The organism is Henriciella mobilis (assembly GCF_003576285.1).
Lineage (GTDB): Bacteria > Pseudomonadota > Alphaproteobacteria > Caulobacterales > Hyphomonadaceae > Henriciella > Henriciella mobilis.
In genome coordinates, this window is sequence record NZ_QWFX01000006.1 from 366,010 (window position 1) to 381,691 (window position 15,682).

Below are 15,682 nucleotides of genomic sequence, written 5' to 3' on the forward strand. Positions count from 1 at the left end.
GCCGTTTAGAGCATGATCATGCCGAATCCAAGCGACTGGCGCCCATGCAAAGCAAGAAACGTGCGGCTTGCTCGCCAGATACCCGGCGCATCCATTAGGCTGCACTCGCCTCGACAAACTGGCGATACATGCTCTCATGCACGCTCGACGGGCCTTGCTGGGCAAGGATAAGATCGGGCGCCTCGTCGAGCTTGATCAGGAAATCGAGCAGGTGCTGGGCCGCCTCTGTCGGATCGCCATGCCGGCGGGAGGCTTCGATGCTGGTCTCAACCGACCGGATGAGGTTCACCGGCTCGTCGGGGCTGGCTGGCACGCCCCCGAAGTCCGGCATATGCGACTGGAACTCCGCGCCGCGCGCCCGCAGGAGCATCATGTCCATAATGAAGGGATAACCGGCTTCCGTGAGCTGATCGGCAAGCTTGTCAATGTCTCGCGGCGTGATGTTCTGAAGGTCGTAATTCTCGAGGATTTCGCCAAATTTTCCGGTCGCGGCCTTGCCGAAATCCTGCTCGCTGATCCCGGCTGTGTGCACGGGCTGATTTGGTTGCGCCGCGATCGAGGCGACAATCGAGGAGGTATTTGTAACTTGCATGGCAATCCTAGCACTGCAGTTGATGTCCGCCGAATCTTGCCGCCTGAACTTAAAAAACCGTAAGCCGGAAGGCGTACCGCGCTTCCCTGGCAGTCCCGCGCCACGGGAAACTGTGCAGCCCTTCACCAGAATCCGGCAACCGCAGTATTCACTACAGCTTTGCGAAATCTAGACGCCGGTGATCCTGATCAGCTCATCAAAGGCAAGGACGACGTGATAGCCGGTCGAGGCAGGCATGGATTCAGTTGCGACATGGCCGTCTTCATCGAATTTGTCGATCCACCCGCCTTCGGGCGTCAGATACTCGTCCATCAGCACGTCGAAACACTGGACGGCCCGGCGGTCATGCGCCTCATCATCGCGGTCGAGTTCCAGCATGGCGAGGTGAGCTTTCAGCGCCTCGGTCTGCATCCATGTCCGTCGTGAATGGTCACAGACAGAACCGTCACGCTTCGCACCCGTGAAGGCGCGTCCTTCCTCATCGAGGGTCCGGAGCCCGAAATCGTAGAGGTGGACCATGGCCGGGTTGAGGTCCTCCCCCGTCAACGCCGCATGCCGCTGCAACAGCCAGACCCATTCGAACTGGTGCCCGGGCTCAACGACATCATGCGCCTCACCCGTTTCAGCAGACCAGTCCGGGCGGAAATATTCGCCCAGCGTGTGGGTGTCCGTATCGAGCATTTTCGAGGCAAACAGGTCGACGATCGCACTGGCGCGCTTCAGGTGGGCGCCCTCCGGCTCGGCGGCGTGCAGCGCATGGCAGGCCTCCAGCAGGTGCATGTGCGGGTTCTGCAGGCGCTGGCTGCCGCGCGGCAGCATCTCGGCGTAGCCGCCATGCGCCGTATCAGCCAGCATCGTATCGACCGATTTCAGGATGGCGTGCGCCGCTGGCAGGGCTGCCTCCTGTCCGCGGCGCGCGGCGTTGGCGAGCGCATACAGTACGAAAGCGGTGTCGTAGAGGTCGGCGCGCGCATCGGTCAGGCCCGACCCGTCCGTCGCCAGGATGCGCCCGGCCAGGCCATCGGAGCGCAGGCACGCACCCTTCAGCGCATTCACGCCCATCTGCACCAGCCGGTCGGCGCGGTCGCGGTCCCAGCCATAATCCTGGGCCAGGCAGAAGAGATAGGTCTGGCGTGCCTGGACGCGTACCCGGGTCGAGTCGGCCTCGACAGGTCGGTGCGTCATGTCCAGGGCTTCGCGGAAGAGGCCGTGGCCGGCCGAGCCTTCCTTGCCCCAGAGCGGAAAGCAGGACTCGATCATCCAGTCACGGGCTTCTCTGGCCCGGCGCTTCAGCGCAGATGATGTCATTCGCGATTCCCCTCACATTTCATGGGTTTTCGGCTCGCCTCTTGGTGCCGCCATTGCTATCAAGCCGTCAACATTGTTTCACCCACGACCGCCCTCGCAAAGCCGGGACCACACCGAACGCATGTCTGACAGGGTCTTTTTCATCGCAGCCTTCATGGTCGCCGTCTTCATGGTTGTCCTTGGCCTGGCGCCCGGGCTTGGCGAGGATCCGAGCGGCCCGGTCAGCGGTGGCGGGACGGACTATTCACGCATTGAAGTGTCTGGGCCGCAGCTCAGCCGCATTGTCGCCGGCGGCGATGTCGACATCGACCTGATGCGCGCAGACGGACGCGATGTCGTCAGGATCGGTGCGCTGGCCGATACGCTGAGCGAAGATCCGCTGCAGGGTCCGCATTTCGTCCTCGCGCCGGATCTCGAAGTCGCCTTCGCCGGCCGTCCCGTCCGCGTGACCGTGACCGCCCGGGCCGCAGACAAGTATGGCGCCTCGGAGATGCGCCTGCATTACTGGGCCGGCAGCGGCGAAGGCTCCGGTTGGCAGACCTTCAACCTGACCCGTACCCTGCAGGACTATTCCTTCGTCTACGAACCACCCGCCCGCAATCAGGGCACCGACCCGGGCTACGATTATATCGCCATTCGTCCGGTCGTGCCCGAAAAGGAGCGCGCCCTCTTCGTGTCGGCTGTCACGCTGCAGCCGCTTGAGCCAGGCGCGAATTCAGAATGATGAAACCTGTCACCAGCCTCTTCCTGCTTACCGGCCTGGCACTCCTGCCCGGCTGCATCAATCGGACCGTGACAATTGTCCCCGCCACCACGGGTAAGGTTGTCTACCTGGCATCAGGCGAGCCGGCGACAGGCGCCCGCGTTTCAGCGCCGGGCACCGATATTTCCGCCGAAACCGGCCCGCTGGGCGAATTCCAGCTTGCCGCCCTTACCCGGAAACGGAGCGAGGTGGTGCTGCCCGCGAGCGGGGTCTATGTCGACGGGGCCGCGCTCATGGCCGAAGCTGGCGAGGCGCGCGCCTATGGCTGGGCGCAATTTATCTCCACGTCAGACATGGCCATGACGGATGTGACGCTGTTTCTCATTCCGCGCGGAGCAGCCTTCGATGGCAGCGGCATACCGGAAGACTGCACACTCGAAGACGATGAAACCTATGCGCTGCAGATGCTTGCCGCGGCGCCCTCCGGTGCGCTTCAGGCCTGGCTTGATAGCGGCATTGAACATGGCGACCAGCTCGACCAGCTGCTTGGCGTAGCCCTTGTCGGGAACCTCTCCAGACGCTGCGACGTCCCGACGGTGCAGACGCGGGACTGGTCCGCGCAGATCGATGCGTTGACCGGCGAGGAATAGACCGCCCGGCAAACCACAGGATACTGCTGATTGCGCCGCCCTGATTAATGTTGCGGTCATTCACTTTGTGGCATTCTCAACGGAATGTCATTCAGACTGCGCCTTCTCATGCTGTCGATGGCCGGCCTGCTGCTGGCGGCGACCCCGCGCGAATTCACGCGTGAGGAGCTGAAGGCGCTTGAGGCCGAACGCGATGCGGCCCTGCGGCAGCTGAAAGCGCTGGAAGAGGCCGAGAACACCGCCGTTCGCAGTGTCGCCGACCTCGAATCCAGCCTGATCGCTGCCGCCATGGAGAGCCGCCGCCGGGAGGAACAGGCCGCCGCATCCGAACGCAAGCTGATCGACCTTTCCGTGCGCATGCGGGCCGCGCGCGAGGAACTGATCGCCAGCGATGAGCATCTCGAAGACATCATGGCCAGCCTTGCCATCTCCGGACGCCACCATCCCCCTGCCCTCATCGCCTCACCGCATGAAGCCAATGACGCCATCCGGGCAGCCATTGTCATGGGTGCCACAGCCCCCGTGCTGAAAGAGCGCACTGACAGACTGACCACCGAGATCACCGAGCTGAAGGTTCTCGAATCGCAGGTCCGGCGGGAAAAAGCCCGGCTTGAGACCAATGAAGCCCGCCTGTCATTGAAGAAGGCGGAGATCGAACAACTCGTCGCAACCAAGCGCGCCCAGTTCGAAAGCGTCAGCAACGAGGCTGAACTGCTGCGCATGCGGGTCGACAAGATCGGCGCCGAAGCCAAGACGCTGCGCCAGCTGCTGGTCGCCCTCGAAGACAGCGCACCAAGCGCCCCCGGCATGAAACCGGACGGACGGATCATGCTCGCGGCCAACCGGACGAGTTCCGGCATCCGGTCCGATGCCCCGCGTGCGTCAACGGCGGCCGCAAACCTCGCGCCGCTTGGCCAGGACAAGATTGGCGGACTGCTGCGCCCCGTCAGCGGGCTGGTCTCGCGAAGCTGGGGCCAGAAATTGCCGGACGGGGAGTCCTCGAAAGGGCTCTACATACAGCCGCGTCCGGATTCGGGCGTTGTCGCCCCCGTGGACGGGACGATCGAGTATGCTGGCATGTTCCGCACTTACGGCCAGCTCTTGATCATTTCCACAAGTGATGGCTACCATATTCTACTGAGCGGGATGAGCCGTATTTACGGCACGCCCGGACAGACGGTGAAGGCCGGTGAGCCGGTTGGTCGCATGCCAAACCGTGAAATTCCGCCGCCTGAACTCTATCTAGAAGTCAGGAAGGCGGGCGAACCAATGAATCCAGCGCGCTGGATGAAGGGCGGCTAGAGCCGCTGAAAGGGAGAAACAGACAATGCGGGCAATGCTTACAGGTGCAGCCATTGGGGTGGTGCTGGGTGGATTGGCCGTCGGTGTTTCAGCCTTCGCCTGGCCGGAATCGAAACCGGCAGACAGCCGTGCGGAAACCTACAGACAGCTCGACCTCTTTGCCGAAGTCCTGGCGCGCGCCCGCGCCGACTATGTTACCGAGATCGACGAAGCAGAAGCCATGGAAGCGGCCATCAATGGCATGCTCGGCTCGCTCGACCCGCACTCCTCCTACATGTCCGCTGACGATTTCGAGGCGATGCAGGTGCAGACCTCCGGCGAATATGGCGGCCTCGGCATCGAGGTCACCATGGAAGACGGCTTCGTGAAGGTCGTCACCCCGATGGACGACACGCCCGCCAGCCGCGCCGGACTGGAAAGCGGTGACCTGCTCACCGCGATTAACGGCCAGCCAATCGTCGGCCTCAACATCGACGATGCGGTGCGCGACATGCGCGGCCCGCCCGGCTCTGAAATCATCGTCACAGTGCTGCGCGAAGGCGAGGACGCGTTCGATGTCACGCTGAAACGCGAAGTGATCCGTCCGAAATCCGTGACCTGGGAAGTCAAGGATGGCGATATCGCCTATTTCCGCATCTCGACCTTCAATGAGCGCACAACCGACCTGCTCGAGGACGCCATAGAGGAATCGAGCCGCGCGATCGACGGACGCCCGAAAGGCATCATTCTCGACCTTCGCAACAATGGCGGCGGCCTGCTCGACCAGGCCATCTCGATCAGCGACAAGTTCCTGTCGGGCGGCGAAGTCGTCTCCACGATCGGCCGCCGGCCGGGCGACATCGCCCGCTACAATGCCCGCAGCGGCGAAGTGTTCAAGAACGTGCCCATGGTCGTCCTGATCAATAACGGCTCCGCCTCGGCCTCCGAAATCGTCGCCGGCGCCCTGCAGGATCGTGGTCGCGCCACCATTCTCGGCACGACCAGCTTCGGCAAGGGCTCGGTCCAGACCGTCATTCCGCTTGGCTCGGACCGCGGTGCCATCCGGCTGACGACATCGCGCTATTACACGCCGTCCGGGCGCTCCATCCAGGCGACCGGCATCGAGCCGGACCTGGAAGTCGCCCAGTCGCGCATCTCCGAAGACCAGCTGGACAAGATCCGCCGGTATTCCGAGGCCGACCTTCCCAACGCCCTCTCCAATGAGGAAGGCGCCCAGCGTCGTATTCCGCATCTGCCGGACGACCAGCCGCCGGAAGACTATGACGGCAAGGATTACCAGCTCGACCGAGCGCTCGAAGTCCTGCATGGTGGACAGCTGACAGCCGCGCGCAATCCTAACGCCGGTTAAGAAGTCTTTGCGACTTCTTAACCAATCGGCTGCAATCTGAACGTTCGCTGTCAGATTTCTGTCGAGTTGCAAGAGGCGTTTCATGAGTAATCGTGCGGCCAGGGACCCGTCGCCGTTTCGCAGCGGAGTCGCCCACACAGCTTTGAGTTTCCTGGCGTTTTCAGCGCTTGCCCTGTCTGTTGGCGGCATCATCCATGTCACTGGCGACGCCAGCGAGGCGAGCCCGGCCCGCCAGATCGCCCTGTTCGAACCGGCCGGCCCAGACCGGCCACGGCTGAAGACACGCTTTGCATCGAGCGACGGCGATATGCGCCCGATCGTGACGGCCAGCGCGAGCGAGACCGACGGTACGTCGGATGATTCTGGCGACGAATCAGGGCCGAGTCTCGGCGTTTCCTATTCCGGTGACAGCGCCCCTGTGGTGAAGGCTTCGGCCAGCGCCGGCGATGCCGAAACCGTCCGCATCAACGGCGTGTCGGTTTCCGCCGGGCGGTCCTGGCAGGAAACCCGCGAACTGAAGTCTTTGTCCCGCGCACCGATCTCAGCGGTGACGGAACGCACCTCGCTCGGCTACCTGCCGAAAATCGCAGACGATGGCCGCACGCCGGCCGGCGCCTACGCCCGTCCATTCGCCAATCCTGAAAACCGCCCCACGGTTTCAATCGTGGTCGGCGGCCTCGGCATCAACTGGCGCCACACCCAGTCGGCGATCGAGGAATTGCCGCCCGAGGTCACCCTGTCCTTCGCACCGACCGCCCGCAACCTGCAGGGCTGGATCGACCAGGCCCGGGCCGCTGGCCATGAAGTGCTACTCGAAGTGCCGATGGAGCCTTACGAGTTTGGACGCGAACGCCCGCACCCGCAGACGCTTTACGGCAGCCACAGCGAGAGCCAGCTGACCAGCAATCTGAATTATCTGATGTCCCGCGCGACCGGCTATTTCGGCGTCATCAACTATCAGGGCAGCAAGTTTGCGACGGAAGCGGAAGCGACCGCCCAACTCGCCGGCCTGCTCAAAGCGCGTGGCATTGCCTTCGTCGAGGATGGCAGCCTGTCGCGCTCAACCTTCCCGGACGCCGCGAGCGAAACCGGCCTGCGCTTTCGCACTGCCAATACGCCCATCGATGCCCGCCCAGATGGCGAGGACATCGAGACCAAGCTGCTGGAACTCGAAGCGTTGGCCATGGAAGACGGCAGCGCACTCGGCACCGGCTTTGCCTATCCCATCACCATCGACATCCTGAAAGCCTGGACGGCACGTCTTGACGAAAAGGGTATCGCCCTCGCCCCGGTCTCGGCGGCCACACGGACGATCAAGAGCGAAACCCCGGTCATCGACACTGCTGGAATTGATACAGCGCAGGGTGGGCAAACCGGCGGATAAGGGCTACCTAATCTAAGGTGACACAGACCGCTCTCGACCCGAAACTCTACCGCCCGAATGTCGGACTCGCGCTGTTCTCGGCAGCCGGTCATGTTTTCCTTGGGCGCCGTATCAACGGACGCGGGGCTTTCCAGTGGCAGATGCCGCAAGGCGGTATCGACGAAGGTGAAGACCCGGCCGACGCCGCGCTGCGCGAGCTGGAAGAAGAAATCGGCGTTTCGGAAAAACTCGTCGATGTTCTCGAAGAGACCGAGGACTGGCTGCATTATGAGTTTCCGGCCGAAATCCGCCGGCGGATGCCGGGGCCTTTTATCGGCCAGCGCCAGAAATGGTTCGCCCTGCGATTCAAGGGCTCCGACAGCGACATCCGCCTCGACAAGCACACGCCGGAATTCGACGCCTGGCGCTGGGCCCGGTTGAACGAAGCTCCCGGCCTGATCGTCCCGTTCAAGCGGCCGGTCTATGAAGCCGTTGCCGAGCGGTTCCGCCAGTGGACGGATGTTGCCTAGCGCAGCCGCGCCAGCCTAGCCGCGCCGCACGCCCATCTCCCAGGCCGCTTCATCATCATCGCCCTTCCAGGCCGCATAGGCGACCGAACCGTCCAGTTCGGCGGTCTTCAGGAGGGTGACGGGCCAGTCGCCCGCCTCGATGTTTGCGACATGGATCGGATGCACGCCCCAGAGCAGCTGCGCCTTGCGCAGGCGTGCCTCATCGGCAGACCCGTAAAGGATCATGTACCGCCCGCGATGCTTGGAGAACTGGGCAAGACGGAGCGCCGAGCCGGTCCGTAGCGCGAGGGCTGTTGCCTTTTCCGCATAGGCGAGCGACTGGGCGGCCCGTGCGATGACGTCCACCGTCAGTTCCACACTCCGGTCGCCCATGAACTGTTTAAGCGAGTCGCGATAGTCCTCGGCATGCTCGGTCGCCTGGATGATCTTGCCCATGATGGCGACGGCGGTGGCCGGATGACGCCCAACCGCTGTTTCCGCCGACAGCATCACAGCATCGACGCCCTGATAAACGGCGGTAGCCACGTCGCCGGTCTCCGCGCGCGTCGGGGCGGCATTGTCGATCATGGATTCCAGCATCTGGGTCGCGACGATGACGGGCTTCCCCTTGGAGCGCGCGGTTCGCACGATACGGCGCTGGATGATCGGCACTTCTTCGGCGGGGAACTCGACGCCGAGATCGCCGCGCGCAACCATCACGCCATCGGCCGCCGCGACGACGGCATCAAGATCGGCAATAGCGGCCGGCTTTTCCAGCTTGGCGATGAGCGGTGCGCGCCCCTGTATGATCGCATGGGCCTCGTTGAGGTCGGCCACGGACTGCACGAAGCTGAGCGCGATCAGGTCGGCGCCAATCTCCAGCGCATAGTCGAGATCCTCACGGTCCTTTTCCGTCAGCGCGGAGACAGGCAGTGCCTTGCCCTGGACGGTGAACCCCTTGCGATTGCCAAGTTCTCCCGGCAGGTCGGATTTCACGACCGGATGCTTCCCCGCCTTGATGACCTCAAGGATGATCATGCCGTCATTGCAGAGAATCCGGTCGCCGACGTCCAGCGCGCCGAGAATTTCCGGGTGGGGAACCGGAATGGTTTCCGGCTGGTCTGTCTCGCTCGCAGCAATGAGCGCGTAGGTGCCGCCAAATGTCAGCTTCAGCTTGCCGTCAGGAAAGTCCCCGACGCGGACCTTCGGGCCCTGCAGGTCCGCCAGCACCGCAAGCGGGCGGCCGATGGCCTTTTCCGCCATGCGCACCGCCTCAAGCGAGCGGCGATGGTCTTCATGGCTGCCATGGCTGAAGTTCAGCCGGAAAATATCCGCACCCGCTTCAGCCAGGAGCTGTACGGTTCGCGCGCCCCGGCTGCCGGGTCCGAGCGTGGCGACGATCTTCGCATTTCGTCCACGAAGACGCGGCAATCCTGACGCCATGGGAGCCTCCTCCAGCTGTTCCGAAAGACCTAACCGCATTCTCGGCGTTTAAAAAGGGAGCGCTACCATAAATTCTGTCAGTCCGGATAGCCCAGCCATGGCGGGCTATCTGGCAGCGCAGTCCCGAAACCCGTGTTGGCGACCGGAACACCGGCGGCGAGCTCTCCGTTAATCAAGTGAGCAGAAAGCTATAAGGAGACATGCCATGAAACGGACATTGCTGAGCGCAACAACCGCCCTCGCCTTTGCCATGACACCGGCTGCCGCGCAGGTTGTCGGCGGAGAGGCGGAAATCGATACCGACACCAGTATCGAAACCGATTTTGCCAATGATGGCGCCGAAACCCGCACGGGTGTTAGTGCGGACATCAAGGTCGATCCGGGCCAGTACAACATGCCAGACAGCAAGACCGGTGCTGATACTCGCGCACAAAATCAGGCTGGCGTGACCGTAGAGGACCGCACCGGCCAGAGCGCCGCGCTCGACGGCAAAGCCAGAATGGATGCCAGGTCATCGGCAAGGATCGAAGGCGATATCCCTGACGCACTGACCAAATATGAGATCGGGCAGATCCGGAAGGCTGGGCCTGAGGCCGTCGCCGATATCGATACAATCTCAAAAGGTGACCTGACCTACGAATAATACCGGCCAGACAGACGAAAGCCCCGCGCCTTCCCGGCGGCGGGGCTTTTTTTCGACGACCCAGGGCGGCTTACGGCTCCAGCTCGACGTCCCAATAGAGATAATCCATCCAGGTCTCATGCAGGTGGTTGGGCGGGAAGCGCCGGCCGATCTCCTGCAGCTGGTAATTCGACGGCCGGACCGGTTTGCGCGTGATGTGCATGCCCGATTCCGACAGCATCCGCCCGCCCTTCTTCAGGTTACAGGGCGAACAGGCCGTCGCGATATTGGTCCAGCTCGTACGCCCGCCCTTGGAGCGCGGGACGACGTGATCGAAGGTCAGCTCCTCGCGTGAGCCGCAATAGACGCACTGGAAGCCGTCGCGCAGGAAGACGTTGAACCGTGTGAAGGCTGGCGAACGGTCCTGGCGCACAAATTCGCGCAGAGCGATGACCGATGGCAGGCGCATCTCGAAACTGGGGGAGCGCACGACCGTATCGTATTCAGCGATGATATCGACCCGGTCGAGGAAGACGGCCTTTACGACGTCCTGCCAGGGCCAGAGCGATAGCGGATAATAGGAGAGTGGGCGGTAGTCCGCGTTCAATACAAGGGCTGGCCGGCCCTGGGGCGGGCTCGTCAGGACCTCAGGCATGTCTCAGCCCTCCAATTGTCCTGCTCAATGGTTTTCGCACCTGGCTAGTGAACACGCACCTCCATTGATTTGAAAGGATCAATAATGATTCCTGACGAAGAGTTTATGACAGTTTCGGACTTTGGCTAGAGCTGGAGGGCATAAATCCCCGAACCTGTTGCCACTGCTGGGATCAGCCACCACCGTCAGCAGCATAATTCTTCGCCCGCTCGGCATTGATCCACGCCCAGAGCAGGTGCGCCGCGACACCGCGATAGGGCCGCCACGAATCAGCCAGCGTAGTGAAGGCCTTCGACTCCATGCGCTCATCGTGGTCACGCAACAGGCGATAGGCCTCCATCAGGCCGACATCGCCCGCCGGAAAAGCATCCAGCCGTCCGCACGCCATCAGGAACAAGTCCGCCGTCCACGGTCCGATCCCTTTCACCGCAACGAGTTCAGCACGCGCCTCGTCCATTTCGGCGGCGTGGACCCGTTCAAGGTCGAGGGCGCCGCTTTCGACGGCCTCTGCAATCGAGCGCAAATGCCGGATTTTCGGGCGTGACAGGCCGCAGGCGCGCAGGGCGTCTTCATCCTCGCCGAGCACAGCCTCGGTGCAGACCGTGCCAAGCTGCGCTTCGACCCGGTCCCAGATGGTCCGCGCGGCCTTGGTCGTGATCTGCTGGAAGGCAATCATGCGGGCAATGGTGGCGTAGGCAGGCTCTGCCGTACGCCATGCAGGCACGCCATAGTCAGCAAAAGCACGCGCCAGCGCCGCATCGCGGGCAGACAGGTGTTCGCAGGCTTCAATCAGGGTCTCGCTGCTGGGTCCGGTCATGTCGAAGGGCAGATCCCGTGTCATGGAGATTGAACAAGTTGCCAGAGACGGTATCCTGCCCGGCAGAACAGATAAACCGGAGGAAACCATGGCTGACGGACACGCAGCAGGCGGGCGCGCCCAGTTTCGCGAAATGCTGGAAGGCACGAAGGAAGACTGGGAAATTATCGCGGAGCACTCGCGCATCTTCAACAAGGGGCTCGCCAAGCGCGTCCTCGACCACCTGCGCCTGCTCGATGGCGACTTTGGCGGCTTTCCGGTCGATCGGCTGGAGCATTCGCTGCAGACCGCAACCCGCGCCCATCGCGACGGCCGGGATGAAGAATATGTCGTCTGCGCCCTGCTGCACGATATCGGCGACACGCTCGGCAGCATGAACCATCCCGACGTCGCCGCCGCGATCCTGAAGCCCTTCGTTTCGGAGGAAAACCTCTGGATGGTCGCCAATCATGGCGTGTTCCAGGGCTATTACTTCTTCGAATATCTCGGCCTCGACAAGAATATGCGCGAGCAGTTCAAGGACCACCCCTATTACCAGCGCTGCGCCGAGTTCTGCCACAAATACGACCAGGCCGCCTTTGACCCGGAATATGAAAGCGAACCGCTGGAATTCTTCGAACCGATGGTGGAGCGCGTCTTTTCCAAGCCGAAGAACTCGATCTACCTGCGCAACAAGGACTGAACGGCGGGCTTATCCAGCCAGGTCGTCCCGGGTGCGCCCCTGAACGGCCAGCCCCTCATCGATCAGCGTGTTAGACGCCACCTCAAGCTCATCCTGCAAACGGGCGAACATGGTCTTGCGGTCGAGACCGGCTTCGAGCGGCGGCAGGGCTTCATAGACGATGAGGCCCGGGCGCCGGGTCAGGCCGCGCGCCTTCCAGCAGAGGCCTGAATTGGTTGCAAGCGGCAGGACGGGCACATTCATACGGTTGTAGAGCGCGGTGAGGCCAGCCGACTTGTAGTCCGGCGCATCGCCCGGCTTCGTGCGCGTACCTTCCGGATAGATGAGCAGCTGGCGGCCGGCTTTGGCGCAGGCCTCGCCCTGTTTCAGCATCATTTTCAGCGTCTTCGACGTACCCGCCCGGTCAATTGCGACCATCCGTGTCTTCAGCGCATACCAGCCGAGCGCCGGGTACCAGAGCAGTTCGCGCTTCATGATCACGGCCGGGTCACAGAACAGGATGAAGGGAATGAAGACGTCCAGCATGGACTGGTGCTTGCCGGCGACGAGGAGCGGCCCGTCCGGAATGTTCTCCCGCCCGCGCAGCTCGACACGGATGCCGCAGATGATCCGCAGGCCGACGCGAATATATTGCGCGTACAAGGCGATCGCACCCAGGGCGAACCGGCGCGGCAGCAGCATGGTCGGCAGCGCGCCGATGCCGATTACGGCCATACCGGCATACAGCCAGACAACGAAAACAATAGACCGGAGCGTGTTCACAACACCGCCTTTAGCGCGTGATTGACCGTTCCGCCAGCCGCCAGCCGCGCCGCGAGTCCCGCAGCAATCGGTGTGACGGCGAGAATGACGAGATCCCAGAAATCGAGCGATAATTGCGGCAGGAGCTGGTTCTGCGAAGCGCTGCTCTGGGCTGAGAAGATGATCAAGGCCGTCGCCGCGAGCGCCGCCACCGATCCGGCCGCGCCGGCCTTGAGGCCGAGCGTCCAGAACCGCCGCTCGAAGAGCTGGGCGATGAACCGGTCTTCCGCGCCCGCCAGGTGCAGCACGTCGACAATATCCTTACGCGCCAGCAGGGCGGCATGGGTTGCAAAGGCAATGACTGCAATGGCGGTGGCGGTAAGCAGGACGACGATGCCGATGGCCGCGACCCGGAGTGTGCCCAAGGCACTCCTTGCTTCAGCGGCGTAGTCGGCGTGCGATTCGGCGACGGCGTTGAAGCCCTGCGCCGTCAGCGCATTGGTGATGGCGAGCGCGGTCGTGACGCTGTTGGGCGCGGTCTCGACGGCGATCAGCAAGGGCATCGGCACGCCGGCCGGGATGCCGCCCGGCCCGAAGCTCGGCTCCAGCAGCCGCTCCAGATCCTCCTGCGAGAGCACGTCGGCCGAGCGGACCCCGCTCATCCCGCGAATGATAGTCGCCGCTTCTTCGGCCCCGCGCCGGTCAGTGTCGCTCAGGCGCACCGTCATCTCGCCCTCGACCTGCGCCGACCAGGCCCGCGCGGCCGTATAGGTCCCACGAGCCGTCAGCGTGGCGAGCACCGCCAGGAAGCAAAGCGCGGCCACGACAAAAAACAGCGCCGCTTCCCGGGCATCGCTTTCCGGCAGGAGGGGTGTGGGCTTGGGCATCAGGCTGGCTGGTGTTCCACGTCTTGAACGATAAGGCCATGCTGCAGGCGAAGGACCGGGGCTTCAAACTCCCGGATCAGTCCGAGATCATGGGTCGCAATGATGACCGTCGTGTTGAGACGCCGGTTAAGTTCGACGAACAGGCGGAAGATGCGTTTGCCCATTTCCGGGTCGACATTGCCGGTCGGCTCGTCGGCGACCAGCAGGTTGGGCTTGTTGATCAGGGCCCGCGCAATCGACAGGCGCTGCTGCTCCCCGCCAGAGAGGGACTGCGGCAGCGCATGCATCCGTTCCCCGAGGCCGACCCAGCGCAACAGGTCGGCGACCTCGTCGCGGTACTGCTCCGGCTTCTGGCCGAGCACGCGCAGCGGCAGGGCGACATTCTCGAAACTCGTCAGGTGCTCCAGCAGGCGGAAGTCCTGAAAGACAACGCCGATCCGGCGCCGCAGCGCGGACAGCTGTCGGCGCTTCAGCATGCCGGTGGACTGGCCGAACAGGCGTACTTCCCCGCGCGTCGGCGCATGCGCAAGGTAGATCAGCTTCAGCAGAGAGGACTTGCCGGCCCCCGATGCACCGGTCAGGAAGGTGAATGAGCCTGGCCGCAAGCGGATATTCACGTCACTGAGCACTTCGTCCGCCGTGTCGTAGCGAAGCGACACCGCATTGAGTTCGACCGCCGGCTCTCCGGTCATATCCGGGTTGAAACGGTTCATTAACGACCTTTCAATCCTGCAAGGTTGTAATCGACTATTCCAGCGAATTGCGCGAATGTCCAAGCCATGATCCTCACCTGCCCGAACTGCGAGACACAGTATTTCGCCGATGAATCGACAATTGGTGAATCGGGCCGCACGGTGAAGTGCGCTGCCTGCGATCACTCATGGTTTGTCGGGCCGGAAGGACAGGCCGAGGGCGAAAAGGGCCCGATTGCCGGGGCGCATGAGGCGTATCGTGAGAAAGTCCGCCAGCGGCGCCTTCGTGCCAGCCGCTCGGCCGCGGTCATGGCCTGGCTGATTGTTGGCAGCCTGTTCGGTGCAACGCTGGCCGGCGGTATCGTCTTCCGCGACCGGGTCGTGGAGGCTTGGCCGCAATCGGCGGCGACCTTCAAGGCCATTGGCCTCGACGTGAACCGGTTCGGACTGGAATTCCTCGAAACCGAAGCCGAGCGCTATTTCGACGGCACGACGCCGATCCTCGAAATCACCGGCCAGGTCGAGAACACGTCGGGCCGCGAGCGCCGGGCGCCCTTTGTGCGCGTGCTGCTTCTGGACGAGAACGGCGCGATGATCGGCGAATCCTTTGCTCCGATCACGCCGGGCCAGATCCCCGCCGGACGCACCGCCAGCTTCTCGACCCGGGTCGAAAACCCGCCTTTCGAGGCATTCGAACTTGAATTGCAGTTCGCAACAGAGGATGAAGCGAGCGGCGGCCCGCAGTCTGTGGCGGACGCCGGGACTTCAGACGACGAGTTGCAAGCCGGAGTGGACGATTGACTGCCAAGACCCTGCCGAAAATCGACGTTGTCCTGCCCGAAGACGAATTGATGGCGCGGGTGGACGACCTGGCCGAGCGGCTTGCGCCGCGCCTTCAGGGTGACTGGACGGCGATCAACATCCTGGTCGGGGCCACCCCGTTCACCAGCGACCTGATGAAGGCGCTCGCCCGGCGCGATATCCATCCGATGCTCGACGCGCTGTGGCTGGAAAGCTATCGGGACGAGCGGGAAAGCTCCGGCCGGGTGCTGGTGCGCGCTGATATTGTCCGGCCCGTCAAGGATCGCGGCGTCCTCCTGATCGACGATGTCTTCGATACCGGCCGCACACTCGCCTTTGCCCGCTCGCACCTCATGACGAAGGGCGCGCGCGAGGTGATCACGGTTGCCCTGGCGCGCAAGCCATGGGCCCCCAAAGGCGAGGACGATGTCGACTTCCACGCCTTCGATGCGCCGGGCCGGTTCCTTGTCGGCTATGGTATGGACGATGCCGGGCTATATCGCGGCCTGCCCTATGTCGGCGCGCTGGACTAGGCGCCCCGGCAAACTTTCGATACCGGCAAAGAAA

Annotated in this window: 18 protein-coding genes; 10 read left to right on the forward strand and 8 right to left on the reverse strand. The window is 63.2% G+C overall.

Features of this window, described 5'->3' with window-relative positions:
• Positions 1 to 94: 94 nt before the first annotated feature.
• Both D1223_RS06545 and D1223_RS06550 read right to left on the reverse strand, forming a co-directional pair.
• Positions 95 to 592, reverse strand: a complete 498-nt coding sequence (locus D1223_RS06545; protein WP_119375619.1) for a hypothetical protein — start codon at positions 590 to 592, stop codon at positions 95 to 97.
• A gap of 168 nt (positions 593 to 760) precedes the next feature.
• Positions 761 to 1,900, reverse strand: a complete 1,140-nt coding sequence (locus D1223_RS06550) for an AGE family epimerase/isomerase (RefSeq protein ID WP_119375620.1) — start codon at positions 1,898 to 1,900, stop codon at positions 761 to 763.
• A 121-nt stretch (positions 1,901 to 2,021) separates the two neighbouring features.
• Here D1223_RS06550 and D1223_RS06555 point away from each other — a divergent pair, with 121 nt between their 5' ends.
• From D1223_RS06555 to D1223_RS06580, 6 genes are all read left to right on the forward strand, one after another.
• Positions 2,022 to 2,624, forward strand: a complete 603-nt coding sequence (locus D1223_RS06555) for a hypothetical protein (protein ID WP_119375621.1) — start codon at positions 2,022 to 2,024, stop codon at positions 2,622 to 2,624.
• On the forward strand, positions 2,621 to 3,253 hold the full coding sequence (locus tag D1223_RS06560) for a hypothetical protein (protein ID WP_147372702.1): 633 nt from the start codon (positions 2,621 to 2,623) through the stop codon (positions 3,251 to 3,253). Before D1223_RS06555 ends, D1223_RS06560 begins: the two co-directional genes overlap by 4 nt.
• A gap of 84 nt (positions 3,254 to 3,337) precedes the next feature.
• Positions 3,338 to 4,555: a murein hydrolase activator EnvC family protein gene (locus tag D1223_RS06565; protein WP_119375623.1), complete on the forward strand. Its 1,218-nt coding sequence runs from the start codon at positions 3,338 to 3,340 to the stop codon at positions 4,553 to 4,555.
• 25 nt (positions 4,556 to 4,580) lie between these two features.
• Positions 4,581 to 5,903 (forward strand): S41 family peptidase, encoded by a 1,323-nt coding sequence (locus tag D1223_RS06570; protein ID WP_233349467.1) that lies wholly within the window; start codon positions 4,581 to 4,583, stop codon positions 5,901 to 5,903.
• Between the two features lie 82 nt (positions 5,904 to 5,985).
• On the forward strand, positions 5,986 to 7,287 hold the full coding sequence (locus D1223_RS06575) for a divergent polysaccharide deacetylase family protein (protein WP_119375624.1): 1,302 nt from the start codon (positions 5,986 to 5,988) through the stop codon (positions 7,285 to 7,287).
• 17 nt (positions 7,288 to 7,304) lie between these two features.
• On the forward strand, positions 7,305 to 7,796 hold the full coding sequence (locus D1223_RS06580; RefSeq protein WP_119375625.1) for an RNA pyrophosphohydrolase: 492 nt from the start codon (positions 7,305 to 7,307) through the stop codon (positions 7,794 to 7,796).
• A 15-nt stretch (positions 7,797 to 7,811) separates the two neighbouring features.
• Here the strand turns inward: D1223_RS06580 and pyk are convergent, their stop codons facing one another.
• On the reverse strand, positions 7,812 to 9,218 hold the full coding sequence (gene pyk, locus D1223_RS06585) for a pyruvate kinase (protein ID WP_233349465.1): 1,407 nt from the start codon (positions 9,216 to 9,218) through the stop codon (positions 7,812 to 7,814).
• A 205-nt stretch (positions 9,219 to 9,423) separates the two neighbouring features.
• On the opposite strand from pyk, the gene D1223_RS06590 reads away from it, so the two are divergent.
• Positions 9,424 to 9,861, forward strand: a complete 438-nt coding sequence (locus D1223_RS06590) for a hypothetical protein (RefSeq protein ID WP_119375627.1) — start codon at positions 9,424 to 9,426, stop codon at positions 9,859 to 9,861.
• Positions 9,862 to 9,931: 70 nt separating this feature from the next.
• Here D1223_RS06590 and D1223_RS06595 read toward each other — a convergent pair whose 3' ends face one another.
• Together D1223_RS06595 and D1223_RS06600 are read right to left on the reverse strand one after the other, a co-directional pair.
• Positions 9,932 to 10,495, reverse strand: coding sequence for an HNH endonuclease (locus tag D1223_RS06595; protein WP_119375628.1), 564 nt, complete (start codon positions 10,493 to 10,495; stop codon positions 9,932 to 9,934).
• Between the two features lie 172 nt (positions 10,496 to 10,667).
• On the reverse strand, positions 10,668 to 11,312 hold the full coding sequence (locus D1223_RS06600) for a DNA-3-methyladenine glycosylase family protein (protein ID WP_119376062.1): 645 nt from the start codon (positions 11,310 to 11,312) through the stop codon (positions 10,668 to 10,670).
• A gap of 88 nt (positions 11,313 to 11,400) precedes the next feature.
• Between D1223_RS06600 and D1223_RS06605 the strand changes: the two genes are divergently transcribed.
• Complete coding sequence (locus D1223_RS06605) at positions 11,401 to 11,994, forward strand: HD domain-containing protein (protein ID WP_119376063.1); 594 nt, start codon at positions 11,401 to 11,403, stop codon at positions 11,992 to 11,994.
• Positions 11,995 to 12,003: 9 nt separating this feature from the next.
• Here the strand turns inward: D1223_RS06605 and D1223_RS06610 are convergent, their stop codons facing one another.
• From D1223_RS06610 to ftsE, 3 genes are read right to left on the reverse strand one after another with little or no spacing between them, the layout of a single operon-like run.
• Positions 12,004 to 12,756 carry a lysophospholipid acyltransferase family protein gene (locus D1223_RS06610; RefSeq protein WP_119375629.1) on the reverse strand — a complete coding sequence of 251 codons (753 nt, stop codon included), beginning with the start codon at positions 12,754 to 12,756 and terminating at the stop codon, positions 12,004 to 12,006.
• On the reverse strand, positions 12,753 to 13,622 hold the full coding sequence (locus tag D1223_RS06615; RefSeq protein WP_119375630.1) for a cell division protein FtsX: 870 nt from the start codon (positions 13,620 to 13,622) through the stop codon (positions 12,753 to 12,755). Before D1223_RS06615 ends, D1223_RS06610 begins: the two co-directional genes overlap by 4 nt.
• The gene (ftsE, locus tag D1223_RS06620) at positions 13,622 to 14,335 is read right to left on the reverse strand and encodes a cell division ATP-binding protein FtsE (protein ID WP_119375631.1); all 714 of its coding nucleotides are present in this window, start codon (positions 14,333 to 14,335) and stop codon (positions 13,622 to 13,624) included. Before ftsE ends, D1223_RS06615 begins: the two co-directional genes overlap by 1 nt.
• 66 nt (positions 14,336 to 14,401) lie before the next feature.
• On the opposite strand from ftsE, the gene D1223_RS06625 reads away from it, so the two are divergent.
• Together D1223_RS06625 and D1223_RS06630 are read left to right on the forward strand one after the other, a co-directional pair.
• Positions 14,402 to 15,115, forward strand: a complete 714-nt coding sequence (locus D1223_RS06625) for an MJ0042-type zinc finger domain-containing protein (RefSeq protein WP_119375632.1) — start codon at positions 14,402 to 14,404, stop codon at positions 15,113 to 15,115.
• Positions 15,112 to 15,648, forward strand: a complete 537-nt coding sequence (locus tag D1223_RS06630) for a phosphoribosyltransferase (RefSeq protein WP_233349464.1) — start codon at positions 15,112 to 15,114, stop codon at positions 15,646 to 15,648. Before D1223_RS06625 ends, D1223_RS06630 begins: the two co-directional genes overlap by 4 nt.
• Positions 15,649 to 15,682: the final 34 nt, after the last annotated feature.